The organism is Spirochaetae bacterium HGW-Spirochaetae-1 (assembly GCA_002839375.1).
In the GTDB taxonomy this organism is placed as follows: Bacteria; Spirochaetota; UBA4802; order UBA4802; family UBA5550; genus PGXY01.
The window spans coordinates 36,177-51,987 of sequence record PGXY01000004.1 but is presented as its reverse complement, the minus strand read 5'-3'; the positions used below and the strand labels follow the sequence as shown (position 1 = coordinate 51,987).

At 48.0% G+C, this 15,811-nt stretch carries 13 protein-coding genes; 9 read left to right on the top strand and 4 right to left on the bottom strand.

Translation table 11 applies throughout. The features are described 5' to 3' along the window. The first annotated feature begins 10 nt into the window (after nt 1-10). From CVV44_08075 to CVV44_08055, 5 genes are all read left to right on the top strand, one after another. Complete coding sequence (locus CVV44_08075; GenBank protein PKL38815.1) at nt 11-1,162, top strand: acyl-CoA dehydrogenase; 1,152 nt, start codon at nt 11-13, stop codon at nt 1,160-1,162. 49 nt (nt 1,163-1,211) lie between these two features. Next, entirely contained in the window at nt 1,212-2,384 is a 1,173-nt protein-coding gene (locus CVV44_08070; protein ID PKL38814.1) for an acyl-CoA dehydrogenase, read from the top strand. 53 nt (nt 2,385-2,437) lie between these two features. Continuing rightward, a complete protein-coding gene (locus CVV44_08065; protein PKL38813.1) occupies nt 2,438-2,872 on the top strand; it encodes a hypothetical protein in 435 nt (144 codons plus the stop codon). Between the two features lie 168 nt (nt 2,873-3,040). Then, nucleotides 3,041-4,636 carry a hypothetical protein gene (locus CVV44_08060; GenBank protein PKL38812.1) on the top strand — a complete coding sequence of 532 codons (1,596 nt, stop codon included), beginning with the start codon at nt 3,041-3,043 and terminating at the stop codon, nt 4,634-4,636. A 280-nt stretch (nt 4,637-4,916) separates the two neighbouring features. Next, nucleotides 4,917-6,482, top strand: a complete 1,566-nt coding sequence (locus CVV44_08055; protein PKL38811.1) for a hypothetical protein — start codon at nt 4,917-4,919, stop codon at nt 6,480-6,482. Nucleotides 6,483-6,503: 21 nt separating this feature from the next. Here CVV44_08055 and CVV44_08050 read toward each other — a convergent pair whose 3' ends face one another. Further along, nucleotides 6,504-7,604 carry an alkene reductase gene (locus CVV44_08050; protein PKL38810.1) on the bottom strand — a complete coding sequence of 367 codons (1,101 nt, stop codon included), beginning with the start codon at nt 7,602-7,604 and terminating at the stop codon, nt 6,504-6,506. Nucleotides 7,605-7,835: 231 nt separating this feature from the next. Then, nucleotides 7,836-8,456 (bottom strand): glycerol acyltransferase, encoded by a 621-nt coding sequence (locus CVV44_08045; GenBank protein ID PKL38809.1) that lies wholly within the window; start codon nt 8,454-8,456, stop codon nt 7,836-7,838. 272 nt (nt 8,457-8,728) lie between these two features. Between CVV44_08045 and CVV44_08040 the strand changes: the two genes are divergently transcribed. After that, nucleotides 8,729-8,911 carry a hypothetical protein gene (locus CVV44_08040; protein ID PKL39248.1) on the top strand — a complete coding sequence of 61 codons (183 nt, stop codon included), beginning with the start codon at nt 8,729-8,731 and terminating at the stop codon, nt 8,909-8,911. A 141-nt stretch (nt 8,912-9,052) separates the two neighbouring features. Here the strand turns inward: CVV44_08040 and CVV44_08035 are convergent, their stop codons facing one another. Together CVV44_08035 and CVV44_08030 are read right to left on the bottom strand one after the other, a co-directional pair. Then, on the bottom strand, nt 9,053-10,774 hold the full coding sequence (locus CVV44_08035) for a hypothetical protein (protein ID PKL38808.1): 1,722 nt from the start codon (nt 10,772-10,774) through the stop codon (nt 9,053-9,055). A gap of 63 nt (nt 10,775-10,837) precedes the next feature. Further along, nucleotides 10,838-11,968, bottom strand: coding sequence for a hypothetical protein (locus tag CVV44_08030; protein PKL38807.1), 1,131 nt, complete (start codon nt 11,966-11,968; stop codon nt 10,838-10,840). Nucleotides 11,969-12,327: 359 nt separating this feature from the next. Between CVV44_08030 and CVV44_08025 the strand changes: the two genes are divergently transcribed. The 3 genes from CVV44_08025 (at nt 12,328) to CVV44_08015 (ending at nt 15,686) form a co-directional block, all read left to right on the top strand. Then, entirely contained in the window at nt 12,328-13,500 is a 1,173-nt protein-coding gene (locus tag CVV44_08025) for a 4Fe-4S ferredoxin (protein PKL38806.1), read from the top strand. A gap of 36 nt (nt 13,501-13,536) precedes the next feature. Next, nucleotides 13,537-14,526, top strand: coding sequence for a hypothetical protein (locus CVV44_08020; GenBank protein ID PKL38805.1), 990 nt, complete (start codon nt 13,537-13,539; stop codon nt 14,524-14,526). A 107-nt stretch (nt 14,527-14,633) separates the two neighbouring features. After that, nucleotides 14,634-15,686, top strand: a complete 1,053-nt coding sequence (locus CVV44_08015) for a hypothetical protein (protein PKL38804.1) — start codon at nt 14,634-14,636, stop codon at nt 15,684-15,686. Nucleotides 15,687-15,811: the final 125 nt, after the last annotated feature.

The window sequence follows — 15,811 nt, the reverse complement described above, 5'->3', positions numbered from 1 at the left end:
GGAGGCGCCGATGGAGTTCGGATTTACTGAAGAACAATTGATGTTCAGGGACAGCGTGTATCGCTATGCGAAAAAGGAGATAGCGCCGCTCGTCGAAGAGGCGGATCTCAAGTCCGAGTTTTCGATGGAGGTGTGGCGGAAACTGGGCGCCATGGGCCTCCTGGGCCTGCCGTTCCCGGAGGAACTGGGCGGCTCGGGCGCTGATGTCGTCACCTGCTGTCTGTCGGGCGAGGCCCTGGGTCATGCCGGTGTGGATCAGGGGCACCTCTTGGCCCTTGGTGCACACACATATCTATGCGCGGACACCATTTACAAAAACGGCACTGACGCTCAGAAGAAGAAATATATACCGAAGCTTGCCAGCGGGGAATGGATCGGCTGCATGGGACTCACGGAGCCTGGCTCCGGATCGGACGCTGCGTCAATGTCGGCTACGGCTGTTAAAAACGGTGACAAATGGATCATCAACGGGTCGAAGACCTTCATCACCAATGCGCCGGTCTGCGATGTTTGCGTGGTCTACGCCACAATCGACAGGAAGCTGAAGCACAAAGGCATAACCGCCTTTATCGTCGAAAAAGACTTCAAGGGATTCTCCACGGGTGAGCCCTTCCATAAGATGGGTGTACGCGCCTCAACGACTTCGGAGGTGTTTCTCGACAATTGTGAGGTCCCCGAGGAGAATATCCTCGGTGAAATTGGCAGGGGGATGGAATATGTCCACGAAACGCTCTCCTGGGACCGGAGTTCATTGCTGGCTCCCTTCATCGGTGCATTACAATTTTTCATCGAAGAATGCACCAGATATTCCCAGGAGCGGGTCCAGTTTGACAAGCCGATTAACCAGTTCCAGGCGATCCAGCACAAGCTGGCGGACCTGAAAATTATTAAAGAGGCGGCCCGGATGGTCGTGTACCGCGTTGCCCATGACAAGGATACCGGCAAACCCCTCAACCACTTGCACACATCCATTGCGAAAGCAATTACAGGTGACTGGGGCATCAAGGCGGCGAATGAAGCCGTACAAATTTTCGGCGGGTACGGATTCATCCATGAGTACCCTGTCGAGCGGTTCCTCCGGGATGCCAAGATCGCTCAGATCGGCGGCGGCACCTCCGAGGTACAGCGGTTTATCATTTCCCGTATCCTGAGCTTCTTCTAAAAGAAACCAGAGACATGGATTAATTTCAAACGCACAGGAGTATGATGCAATGAACTATGATATGGCACCGGAACAAGTATCGATAAAAGAAAACTTCGCAAAGTTCTGCGCCAGGGAGATCGAACCCCGCGCCCCGATACTGGATCAGGCTTCCCATGCGGAAGTGGACAGGCTGATAAAAGAAAACATAAAAATTCTGGCTGACCTGGGATACCTGGGTATGGGCCATGAAGAAGCCTACGGTGGAACGAACCTTGATCTGATCAGTCAGGCTATTGCGGGCGAGGAAGTGGCCAAGGCGTGCGCCTCTACCTTTCTGTCCGCCGGCGCTTCCTCGGGTCTCTTTGGTGTGCCGGTCAGGCTTTTCGGGACCGAGGCCCAGAAAAAGAAATACCTCCCCGGTATCATCAAGGGAGAGATCGTCGGCTGCTTCGGCCTCACTGAACCTGAAGCCGGCTCAGACGCCGCTTCCATTAAAACCAGCGCAGTAAAGAAGGGTGACACGTGGGTGCTCAACGGGGTAAAAACATTCATCACCAACGCGACTATCGCTGATGTCGCCCTTGTGTTTGCCTACTCCGACCGCGAGAAAGGTCCCGGTGCGGGAGTGACATGCTTTCTCGTCGACAAGGGAATAAAAGGTTTTTCCGTGGGCAAGCCCTTTGACAAGATGGGATTTCGCGGCTCCCCAACGGCGGAGCTGATATTTGAAGACTGTGAGGTGCCGGAAAGCTCGGTCCTCGGCGAGGCGGGGAAAGGCTTCATACAGGCGATGCAGACCCTGGAATACGGACGGATCGGGATGGCCACGGTATGCCTTGGTATTGCCGCTAAGTGCCTTGAAACGGCGAACAAGTATTCTAAGGAGCGCAAGGCTTTCGGTAAGCCGATCAACCGGTTTCAGGAAATATCCTTCAAGATTGCCGACATGATGATTATGTCCGATACGGCTCGCCTTCTCATCTGGCAGGCTGCATGGGCGAAGGAGACGAATAACTCCGAAGCTGCGGTGTTGGCATCGGTAGCCAAGGTGTGGGCCTCAGAAGCGGCAACACAGGCATCCAGTCTGGCTGTGCAGGTCCACGGCGGGTACGGCTATATAAAGGAATTTCCGGTGGAGCGTCTCTACCGCGATGCGAAACTGGGTGAGATCGGCGAAGGCACCTCGGAGATCCAGCGGGTGCTCATTGCCAAAGATTTGATACGGAAGTATGCGTCTTAATATCCGCAAGAGCGCGGCAAGTTGCACTCCAACAATAATACAAGGAGATCTTAATGGAATATGAACTGGGTAAATCCTACGATGAAATTCAAATAGGTGATAAAGCGTCTTTTTCAAAGACAATAACAGAAACGGATATCGCTCTTTTCGCCGCAATAACCGGAGATTTCAATCCGATGCACATGAACGAAGAGTTTGCGAAGAAGACCCCCTTTAAAACAAGGATCGCCCATGGAGGAATACCTCACAGCCTGATCGCCCCTGTCTGGGGGACCAAGCTGCCGGGCCTTGGTACCGTTGCCCTTGAGGTAAAGACCCGATTCAAGGCCCCCACCTATCCCGGTGATACGATAACAGCGACTACCGAGGTTATCGAAAAACTTGAAGAGAGGAAATGGATAAAAATGAAGCTGACATGGACAAACCAGAAAGGGGAAGTTGTGGGACTGGGCGAAGGCCTGGTTATGCCGCCGCCAAAACTTGGTTAGTTGAACATTAAGTCATTGAATCCAGGATTGCAGAGAAACCGGCATTAAAGATCTGAAAAAGGGAGAGGCGTAAGGAGGAATGAAGACGCAGTTTTAAGAAGATGCGTTCAACTGATTAATATAAACAGTGCTACAGAGAACAATACTATAACCAATAAGGAGAACGACATGGGAAAACAGGCTTCTTTAAAGATGAATCTTCTGCGAAGAATGAACATTGGCGACCTGGCGAAAAGGACAGCGTCGAAATATCCTGGAAGAACAGCGTTTGTTTTCAAGGAGCACAGGATATCATTCAAAGAGTTGAATGAGCAATGCTGCAGCTTCGCGCATTATTTTGAGGAGGCCGGCATCTGCAAGGGAGACCGTGTCGCTTTCATGACCCACAACTGCCTTCACTATATCTATGCGTGGCTGGGACTTGCCAAGATCGGTGGGATCATCAATCCGCTCAACTTTATGCTGAAAGGACATGAAGTTGAAACAATCGTTAATGATTCCGAGCCGAAGATGTTTTTTATTGAAGACGCCCTTATCCCACAGGTTGGGGATTCTGTTAAAAAAATGAAATCAGTAGAAACGTTCGGATACATTCCCATATGGGGAAATGTGAAACCTGATGGATGGGTCAATATCAACGACTATATGAAACCGAACCGCTGCTCAGAAGAGCCGGAAGTCGAAATAGACGACGATGAACCGGCATCTTTGATTTACACCAGCGGCACAGAATCGCTTCCGAAGGGCGTTATGAACACACATAAAAACTTTTTTATGACCATAATGAGCGGTATGGCCGACCTGGACGTAAACAGTGAGGATACCCTTATACTCTCAATTCCGCTCTTTCATGTCGCGGCGAAATTCCTTTTCCTCGAAGCCCTGAGCATCGGCGCGACAGTGGTCCTTGAATATTCACCTAACCCGGTGGAGATACTGGAGCTCACACAGAAAGAAAAAATAACCTACTGGGTATACCCTCCCGCTCTGTACCAGTTCATCGCGGCCATGCCGAATTATGCGAGCTTTGATATTACATCATTGAAAAAATGCATATCCTTCGGCGCTATGATGCCGCCTGTTCTTCATGAAAAATGGAAAAGCATAGCCCCCGGGATCGAATGGAGAAATTACTACGGCATGACCGAGTCATCTCCCCTCGGATCGACATTGATGCCGAAGGATTTTGAGAGGAAGATAAATACCATCGGAATTCCCCATTCGGGAATTGAGATCAAAATAGCCGACGATCAGGACCAGGAGCTTCCGGCCGGTGAAACGGGCGAGATCCTCATGCGGGGACCCTCTATAATGAAGGGGTACTTCAGGAATGAAGAGAAAACTGCGGAGACACTGCGCAACGGCTGGCTTCATACCGGAGATATCGGCAGGTTCGATGACGAGGGTTTTCTCTACTTCATAGATCGGAAAAAAGACATCATCAAGACCGGTGGGGAAAACGTTTCATCCCAGGAGGTCGAAGGTATACTCTATAAGCATGATAAGGTCGCCCAGGTGGCGGTCATCGGCCTTTCCGACGCATATTGGGGTGAAGTAGTGTCCGCAGTCATTGTGCCGAAGCCTGGGACATCCGTAACCAGCGACGAAATTATTTCATTTTCCAAAGCCAATCTGGCAGCATACAAGGTTCCCAAAAAAGTAATCGTTATTGAAAAGATGCCGATGAGTCCTACCGGGAAGATTCTCAAGCGACTGCTTAAAGAGGAATTCGGCAAAGAAGAGATGGCCAGCAGCGTCAACTAGAATAATCCGGGGAATGTTCCATTCGCAATCATGACGGAAGGGCCTCCCGAAAATGACTATATCGTATAAGTTAGCATATCAATTCATATAGTTATTGAAAAAATTCAATCGATATGGTGACGTGGACGGGTGATTTCTAAAATGAAATATCAACTTCCGGCATTTAGTTCATTTACATTACAGCAGTCCGGTTGTGTAAGGGTTACTTCAGGCCCCCTGTCCTCGACGTGACGAGGGTCCGGAAATCACCGGCAGTGTTTCTGGTAAAAGGAGAATTTATATGGCACTCTTCCGCACACTTTCCTCATTTATCACCAGCCGTTATGAGAATGAGAGCTACATCACTCAACGAAAATCCCTGGCTCTTTATTATTATCTTCTCAGCACCATAGTGACACTGCTGGTGATGATTACCGTATATCTTGTGGTCCAGCCGGTGTCATTCCAGAGATCGGTTGCTGCCATCAGTACGCTTATCATCATTGAGCTGTTAGGCTTTATAATACTGAGAAAAGGGTTTTATAACGTGACCGCTAATTATCTCACCACAGCGGTCGCCATTCTTCTTACGGTGGCGCAGTACGCCAAGCTTTTCAGGGACCCGCACACAGCCTATACAACATACTTTTACCTCATGCTCGTAATAGTGGTGCAGGCGGCCCTTTTCTGCAAAAAGAAATGGCTTTTCGGTATAACCGCATTTTTTATAATCGGCGACCTGGTGTTTTTTACACTGGTTAAAGAAAAACTCGATGTGTTCAGCCTTCAGGCCGCAACAGTAGGGGTTGTTGTTTCAATTTTTACTTTTACTTTCGTCATGATCCTTTCATACCTGATTATATCAATCACTGAAGACGCAATAAAGCGGTCTGACAATGAATCGCAGCGGAATAAGGAAAATTTTGAAAAAATCCAATCGCTCCTTGAGTCCGTGAAAGAATCTTCAGGTGTTCTCGCCATGTCCTCAGGCGAGATGAAAACCACCACCATCACCTTCTCTGATAATTTTCAGAGCCAGGCCGCATCCGCGGAAGAAATCACCGCGGCTCTGGAGGAAATATCTTCCACAACTGATCACAATGCCGCCGGCGCTGCAGTGCAATATGAAACGATTTCAGCCTTTCTTGGAGAATTGAGCAGGCTTTCCGAAACAATCTCCATGATGGGAGGCAAAATAAAAGAAAGTATCGGTGTAGCCGGTGAAATATCAGCCTATGCGAAGTCAGGAGAATCATCACTCAATTCAATGCAGCAGAGCATGAGCAAAATACATGACGGATCAACCCGGATGACCGGTATCATCGAGATAATCAATTCCATTTCCGACAAGATAAATCTGCTCTCACTCAATGCCGCTATTGAGGCGGCGCGTGCCGGGGATGCGGGCCGGGGCTTTGCCGTTGTGGCCGATGAGATTTCGAAGCTTGCAGATCAGACGGATGTAAGCCTGAAAGAAATTGACACACTCATCAAGGTAAATATCGGAGAGATATCGAAGGGATCTGACACCATGGGCAACATGGTGGGAGATATCAGCAGGATTATAAATGGCGTCACGGCCATGAACAATAAAATAAACGAGATAGCGGACTATATGTCGCAGCAGGACAATATCAATCAGGGAGTCAACGGGCAGGCCGGCCTGGTCAAGGACCGTTCAAGTGAGATTAAGAGCGCTTCGCAGGAGCAGAAACTGGCCTCAGATGAAATAGTAAAATCCATCTCATCGGTTAATGAAATCACTCAGCAGAATTCCGAGGTATTAAACAGCCTCAAAAAACTGGCCGAGGATGTTTCGCAGATGGCTGATATGCTGGAAGAAAAGGTTTCAGTGTTCGCCTCATGACGAATTCAGAAATTAATTACATTATGATTTATTCAATACAGGGTAGTCAGTATAACCTTTTGGACCAGGAGTATAGAATGTATCCTGATCCCATTTCGATGTCTCAGCCCTGGCTTCAAATCTCTCAGCAAGATCGGGATTTGAGATAAAAAGTTTCCCAAAAGCAACCATATCGGCAAGTCCCTCGTCAAGAACTCTATTGCCGGTTTCTCTGTCAAAGGCGTTGTTGATTATGAGAGTTCCCTTGTATAAAGGTCTGTAATGCTGAGCTATATGTGGTTCTGCTCCGGAAACTTCTGTTACATCAGTAAAGGGCTCAGAAAGATGAAGATATGCCAGACCATAATCATTAAGTTTTTTTACGATAAAGTCAAAAGTCGGAATACTCTCCTCATCAACAGTCATTCCGAATATCCCATGTAAAGAGGGATTTAATCTCACTCCGATACGGTTCTCCGGTATAAATTTTTTAATCTCATCAATTACTTCAAATAAAATTTTTGCCCTCTTTTCAATAGAACCACCATATTCATCAGTGCGAATATTGGAAGTTCTGCTGAAAAACTGGTGGAGAAGATACCCATTAGAAGAATGAATCTCAACACCATCAAAACCTGCAGATATAGCATTTTTTGCTGCATGTCCATAATCAAGGATAGTGTCGTTAATTTCATCAACAGTCATAGCTTTGGGTGTAACCGTATCTTTGAAACCCTCCGGTGTGTAAGACTTTGAATGGGGATTTAATGCTGAAGCAGATAAGGGAAGCTCTCCATTATGAAAATCAGGATGAGACATTCTGCCCACATGCCATAGCTGAATGAATATTTTTCCTCTCTTCTCATGCACTGCTGATGTTACCTTTTTCCATCCCTCTACCTGATCATCTGAGTGTATTCCCGGTGTATTTATATAACCTACCGCCCGTTTAGATATTTGAGAGCCCTCTGTGATAATCAGGCCTGCAGAGGATCTCTGAGCATAATAAGCTGCAATTAATTCTGTAGCAACCTTTCCGGAATTATCTGCTCTACTCCGTGTCATTGGAGCCATAACTATACGATTTTTAAGTTCAAGATCTCCTATAGTATATTTTCTCAGGAGTGCTTGTTTTTCTTTCATCTTTTTGTCCTTTTTTTGAATGCAAGTTTATAATTCACGATCTGATAATTGTTTCAAATTGACAATATAATACTAATCCTTTTCCCATAAATGAAAAGCATTTTTTCTGAGGAGGGCATTCATAAAAATCATATTTGAGGAAAATAAAAAAAGCCCCGTTTGCCTGGAACAGGTTCGGATGCTTCGGCAGGCTTAGCACAAGTAAGAGACATGGTGTCCCCTGGATCGATTTTAAGAAATTTCTTTCTGGTAATGGTGCGGGCTTATCCGTGCGGGTGTTTCTTTTTCCGGATACCTTCCGCGAATGTCGGCATAGAACCCGCGGATGATCGACATATCGGCTTCTATGTTCCCGGTTGGATAAAAGAGAGGCCCGAAGCCCCCTCTTTTCTTTGCGAAATCAAGAAAGCCGAGGAGAATCGGAACATCCGCCTTAAGGGCAATGAAATAAAAACCGCTTTTCCAGTAGCTGACCGTTGACCTGCTCCCCTCGGGAGGGACCGTAATGGCAAGGTTGCTGTTTTTGGAAAAGTTTTCAGCTGCCTGGGCTACCATGTTGTTGTTTTTACTCCGGTCAACGGGTATACCGCCGAGCCATTTCATTACAGGACCAAAGGGGAACTTGAAAAGTGAGGCTTTTCCAATCCAGTACGTGTTGATTCCCGATGAGAGAACGAGAAGAAGGCCGTAGAAAAAATCCCAGTTCGAGGTATGGGGAGCTACAATAACAACACATTTCTGGTTTTTAGGGAACCTGCCTTCAAGTTTCCATCCGGTGATTTTTAAAAGAACAATTGAGATATATTTAAAAATACTGCGAATAACCGGTGTTTTAAAAATGGTAAAATGCATAGGATTTTTCCTGTCTCTTTGTTTGTAATTGAACACTGCTAAAGAGAAAGGAAATGTCTTTCAGGTTGCAAAAAAAGCGCAGAAGATATTTTTATATGCCTCTTTTTGGATTCAGAAGGAATATTAATTGACAACACTATGGTGTATTTTAGAGTAAAAAAAATCAGTGGAGGATTTTAATGAAAAAAATATTTATAATTATTTTTATCGCCATGGTGTCACTTTACGGGATGACTCTTGACGGGGTGAGTAAAGAAAAGGGCGATTCATGTATTTCCGATGGTGAATGTGGTTTCGGTCTTAGATGCAATGACGGTGTATGCGTGAAGAAAAGCGAATTCGATTTCGGGAGTTCCGGTAAAACGGGAAATCCCTGTAATATCGATGCAGACTGTATCGGTTCGGGAAAATGTGTAAAAAATAATTTCGGTAAGGGGTATTGCAGCGGGAATTAGAAATAATTTTCAAAAAAGATATCTGCTTTGAGAACCGGAGAAAATGATGGCATAAGGGAACTTCATTTTTTAAAATGACAATAATGTTAAATAAAGCCGCTGGTGATTCAACACCTGCGGCTTTATTTTTCCATCACAGTTTTATAAAACCCCGCCTGCGCTGCGTTCCTTCTTCAAGGCCCGAAGCAGTTTGAGTTTCTTGAATATCCCGGCCCCATCCTTCACTGCGTTCACTATGGCCTTCTCTGCCGGTGTCATGTGTGCCTCCAGGTCGATGCCAAGCCCCAATGGGTAGGTGTACTCCCTGCTTATCGACCCGAATTTTTTCTCGAGTTCGGCCCAGGTATTGTTCCGGCATTCTTCGGGGATCCCGTACGACATCTGCACAAGGCCGAGCTTCTTCGCCTCCCTGAGCAGCATCGGCTGGTATGCCGAATCAGCCAGTTCTATCATCGCCCTGGCGCGCTCACTGATACTCGCGAACCTCACGCATCGCCACCCGTACTCGGTCACCACGTAATCCATCTTGTTCCGCGGAACGCCGATCACGTTGCTCAGCACCGGGAGGATGTTGCTCTTCAGCGGCTTTCCCTTTTCGTTCCGGTAGGCGCTCCGCAGGCAGAGGATTGACTTGCCCCCGGAGCTTTTCATAGCCGATTCCTGAAACTCAAACTGTCCACCCATGCCGGTGTACTGCATAAAGCGTCCGTTTTTGATCACACCCTCGGAGGCGCACTGACTGAAGAGGTCAATCTGAAGGGTGCTGTTCACCGCGTGGAACGCCGGAAGCTTCGAGATTACATCCACGCTGTTGGTGTTGTGTACGGAGGTCATGTATATGTCAGGATTCCCGTCCACATAACGGAATAGTTCCTCGCTCCCCACCACAAAGGAACCGGTCACCAGTGCGCCCTTTTCGTCGCGACGGTTGATGACACCGTTTCTAATAAGGTACATGAAGGCCGGAGATATCATCTCTGAAAATCCATTAATGCCGGACCTGCCGCGCTTTTTCAACCAGAAGCCGATGGCGTCCGCCATCTGGCCGATGCCGATTTGGAGCGTTGCACCGTCAGGAATGAGCTCGGTGATGTGCGATCCGATGGCGTGCTCCACCGCAGACAGGGGTTGGTGCGGCATGCTGTACAGGGGCTCGTCGCTGTCTATGACATAATCGATCAGCTCCTCGGGGATATCCCCATCCCCGTGGCAGCAGGGCATGTCTTTTGTGTCAATGAGCATCACAATGCCACCGGCCTCCTTTACGTCACGGATTGTTCTGGTCATGATGTCTGTGTTTGTGCCGCAGTTATACTTGCCATGTCTAAAAGATGCCTTCATGGCAACAACATTCGCGCCGCGCTTTACCAGTGCATCATTGACATCACGAAAATTGATTGGAGTGTAATCGAGCTGTGCCGTCGGCACCGAAGTTGAAAACCCGGGAAAGAAATAAAAGCTGTTGAACTTAAGATAATCGGGCATGAGCGCTCCCGTCTCCGCCGCCTCCAGGCACTCATCTACGAAACTGAAGGTCGTATATCGGCTGTATACCCTCTTGAATATCGGGTTAAGGAGCTTTGCCTTCATCCCGCCGGGCAGCGCCGGGACCTGAAGTGTCAGAGCTGTCAGCACCGACATGTCGATCTCTCCATCCTTTGCGTACCGTGCGAAGCAGTTGAGATATGTGTTGCCTGCCCCTATGCCCAACGGTGATACGATGAATATTTTTCTTCCAAGGCGCCGGACGACCAGATCAACGGCCTCCTGCGCGGATGCGCATTTCATCATTGTATTGTCCTCCATACACTGTACGTATGCGGAATCCGCATGGAATCGTTTCTTGTACGATCCTGGGTACATAATACAGTTTTCACCGTATGGCGCAATGATCGGGGGCGCAGGAAGAATGACGGATTGCGAAAATCAGCCCTGCGGGGGGTCCTGGACGGCGGTATTTAACGAGCTCCTGAATGTCTTTGGCGTAGCCCTGGTCCATTTTTTAAACGTCCGGTGGAATACACTTGGCTCCGAGAAACCGAGGATGTAGGCGATATCGGTGATGGCCATGGAGCTGTCGCTCAGGAAGTTTATCGCCATATCCAGGCGTACAGAGTCCAGTATGGACCGGTAGGATGTTCCCTCCTCCTTGAGTTTCAGCTGCAGGTTCCGTACGCTCAGCTCGAGCAGGATGGCGATCTCCTCGATCCTGGGGATGGTGCCGGGTATATTCCCGGCGATGATTTTCCCGACCTTTGCAGAATATGTGTCCTGGCGGAACAGGCTGCTCAGCATATCCCTGGCGTGTTTTTCGAAAATGCAGAGTAGCTCCCTGTTGGGCTCACGTGTCTTTATCCGGAGATCGCTGCACGGCAGCACTATGACATTACTTTCGCCGCCGAAGGAAACGGGACACCCAAAGACTCTTTCGTATTCTGTGATACTCCCCATCGGCTTATGGATGAAACAGACCTCCTGGAGCGACAGGTCCCTGCCGGTCAGCCGTTTTGCGTAATGGACCATCGATGCGAACTTCGATTCCAGGTACTGTGCCCTGAAAAAGGGTGAGCCATAGCGGACCAGAGCGGTGACATAGCAGGTATTGCCTTCACATCGGTAGTCCGTTTTGGATATATCGTCCTGGACCACCTCGAAGAAGCAGTATTTTTTCAGCACCTCCTCTATGGTACCGCAGTTCATCATCACGTAATTGAGTATATTGGAAGGGCCCTTGTCAATCTCCTCGCCGAAATGGATGCCGAACTGCCGGTCCCCGGTGAGTTCACAGGCGAGGACGAAAATTCTCTCCAGGACATCGAGGGGCACCCTGCTGTCGGGATGATCAAGGACAGACGACTCGAGCCCTGTGCGGGCAAAGAATTCCCCCCGCGATACGCCGCGTTTTTCCAGGAACTCGAACAGCAGTGCGAGCTTCGATGCCGAGAGTGAAAACGCTCCCTTTATCTCCATACCTCCACCGGTCCCTTTCTGCGGATAGCTGACACTAAGTGGCGTCAGCGCGGCGGTGTATTCCCTCGGGGGGATACACCGGCCCATTCGAAAAACCCGACCGCGTACATCCGTCCGAAATGATGGAAATTCCGTCGCCTAAAAGTGGTTGTAGTGACACTAATTCTCTTTTCCGAATCGGTTCACGACGACCAATATGTTTATTATTGATAGAAAGTTTCTGCAAGGCAAGGCTTTTTTAAATTTTGATATGTGGAATAGTAATGGTCAATTTTCCGGCTGAGTTTTAGATTCTTCGAATCGGCCATTGTCATCTGTTTTTAAAATTCTTTTGGTGTTTCCTGCCCATGGGAAGCCATACTTGACAAAACCCGGGCATCCGTCTATACTATTAGTGAATCAGTGGAGTTCCCTCTCATTCCACAGCGGAGGATATTGATTTTAACATGATCGATTATAGACACATAAAAACAGTTGTATACGCCGCACTGTTAATTGCCCTTATCGCGGGATTGTCACTCCTGTCTGTCTACATTCGGGGCGCCAGGCCTGAAAAAATTCCCCTTCCGGGAGATCTGGTAATCAGCGGTGAAATGACGGTGGAGCAATTCGGCCGCGCCAATGATCTTCCCGATCCCGCGTTGAAAGAAATTTTCAATCTCGAGTCCCGGCAGGATCTGGAAAAAAAAATTTCCGATTTCGGTACAACCGAAGCTGTATCTCTGCTGGTGGGCAAAAAGCTGGCACTCGCGGCGGAGGGGAAAAGCAAGAATTGGTACAAAATCGCAATCAAGTTTGTACTATGGTTCATATTCCTTGCATTTGTCTTTTTCTTTTTAAGAAAACGCAGGGTTTCTTCCGGTCTCAGAAAAGGGTTGCTCTTTCTGTCCCTGCTCGTATTCGGTGTGATTTTAGGTTCGGATCCCGGCCCCATGGGTACTGTTAAAGATGCGATTCATCTGTACGGTTCGTCAAAAGCAATTTTTCCTCCCCGTATGATTGCACTGACTGTCTTTCTTCTCATGGTGTTGCTTGCAAATAAATTTATCTGCGCATGGGGGTGCCAGGCAGGGACCCTGCAGGATCTGATTTTCCGGATCAATGAAAATGAAACTCATAAATCTATTGCATGGAAACAAGTCAAGCTGCCCTTTGTGCTGACAAACAGTATCAGGATCATTTTTTTTATGGCGTTTACGGCCGTATCCTTTTTATGGGGGACCGATATCATCGATCCAATCGATATTTTTAAGGTATATAACCCGGCCCATCTGGGAATATTCGGGACCGTCTTTATCGGCATGCTGCTGTCGGCGAGTCTTTTCGTCTACAGGCCCTGGTGCCACCTGCTGTGCCCTTTCGGCCTGGCGGGCTGGATTGTTGAGAAAGCAAGCCTGGTTAAAATCAGCGTTGATTACACCACATGCATCGCCTGTAAAAAGTGTTCCGCGGCGTGTCCTTCCACGGTGATGAGCGCTATTCTTCTCAATGATAAAAAAACGATCCCTGATTGTTTCGCCTGTTATACCTGCAGGGATGTGTGTCCCACGGGATCGATAGAATTTTCCGTAAGAAAGAGAAGCGTGCCGCCGCCCGATCATTTCGGGGAGTCCCGGTAATCGGTGTCTCTGCGTCTCATAAAATAATGCAAGGATATGGATATGACACCTGAAGAAATTATTGCACTGGGAAGAAAATTCATGGAGTCCAGGATATTTCTCACGGCCGCCGAACTGGATGTATTCACCATTCTGGCAAAACGATCAATGTCGGCACGGGAAGCGGCGGATGCTCTGAAAGTTACGGAGCGGGGTATAACGATTCTGCTTGACGCTCTGGCAAGCATGGGCCTGCTCGAAAAGAATACCGACATGTACCATTGCCCGGCCGGGGTGGCCTCATCACTGTCCACGGAATCACCAGGCACGATCATACCCATGATCAGGCACAATGTGGGGGGATGGAAAAGATGGTCCAACCTGACGGAAATCGTCAGGCATGGCATGGATGATAATAAAACAATGGGATTTCTTGACAACGAGAGCGAACTGGAGGCCTTTATCGGAGCCATGCATGTCGTAGCATATAACCTGGCTCCCGGTATCGTATCGGCGATCCGGCCGGGACAGGCTAAAAAGCTTCTCGATATCGGCGGCGCTTCGGGTTCTTATACCCAGGCATTCCTGGAAGCATTTCCCGGCATGACCGCGACCCTGTTTGATCTGCCGCCCGTGATAAAGATTGCAGAACGCCGTCTTTCCGGTACGGGTCTTCTCCAGCGAATCACCCTGGTTCCCGGAAATTTCTACCTGGATGAACTGCCACAGGGATATGACCTGGTGCTGCTCTCGGCCATCATCCACCAGAACAGCACGGAGCAGAATATCGCCCTGTACCGGAAGATATACCGCGCCCTGGTGCCGGGAGGAAGGATCATTATCCGTGACCATGTGATGACCCCGGATCATACGCAGCCTGCCCGGGGAGCCCTGTTTGCCGTGAATATGCTGGTGGGAACCCAGGGAGGCGGCACCTACTCCTTTGAGGAAATAAGGGAATCCCTTGAAGTGGCCGGTTTTATCAACGTCAGGCTGATTCAGCCCGATGAGCGTATGAACGGGCTGGTCGAGGGATTCAGGCCGTAATACGGGGAATGAGGAGCACTTTTAAAAATCAAAAAAGGTCTTGCCTTCCCGGAACCTTCTGTTAATACTTTAACCAACCGGTCACCAGGAACAGGGTCAGACAGGAAATGTTCAATCTCAAAAACCGTGTTTATAATGTGCATATCTTGTTATATTACAGAGAGGCGTTAATGAAAAAAATATGTTTCTTTATTCCTTTTTTCCTGCTTATGGCTGGATGCGCTGCAAGCTCCTTTGTTAAAGCCGACCCTGATGTTGACAGGTCTGATGTCAGGATTAATGCACCATTGATAATCATTATTGATAAACAGATCAGGGATTCTTTCATGGTTCCGGGAGCTGCAAAGAATCTCTCCATCAGTAATTATCGAAAATCTTTACAGCACGCTCTTAAAGTAACTTTTGAACCCAATTTTCAGGGTATTGAATTCAGGGATGAAATACCCGGAACAGGTATTTACCTCCAGGTCAGAAGCGCCAGACCGATACAGGAACAATTCCCGAGCTCCATCAGCCTGAATGTCCAGTACCGTATCGCCCTGGGTTCCGATGGCGAGGAGAGGGTAAAAATCGAGAAGCTTTCCAAAGGCAACTTTCAGGCCGCAACGGTGTTTCAGATGCAGCAGCTTTTAAAAAAGTCAATGGAGTCTATGTGTGAAGACATGTATCTCGAAATATTTACTAAAAAAGAAAATCTCGCTGTTTTTACGCTTAAAGGAAAGCAATATGAAATGGCGACAAAGCATGGTAAACAGAGAATCGCGGTTATGAATTTCAGGATCAATTCAGGCATTACCAAAGAAGAGGCCCAGTACATTACCGATACGATACGGACCGGCCTGATAAAAACAGATATGTTTGATGTTATAACAAACGATAAGATTGATGAAATGCTGAAGATGGAAGGGATGAGACAGGCCCTGGGTACGGAGTGCGAATCCAAAGACTGCCAGATAAATCTTGGCCGGGCTCTTGAATGCAAGTACGTTGTTGTCGGAAGCATTCAGCATGTGTTTAAAGAGTATTCAATCTCCGTTAAAATATTGAATGTGTCGGACCAGAGATACCTGCATGCCGAGGAGATCACTGTCGGTGAAAAGAACAAGCTTCCGGACGCGGCACGAAAAGTGGTGGAACTTATAGTAGGGAAAAGGATATAGAGGATATCGTATTGACCCGGCGCTGACCGGCCCAGCGTTTAAACAATAAAATCTGCATTAATCTGAAGCTAAACCGGGGATATCATGCTTGTTGAAATCCCCGGTGGGGGATGATTATGTATTAT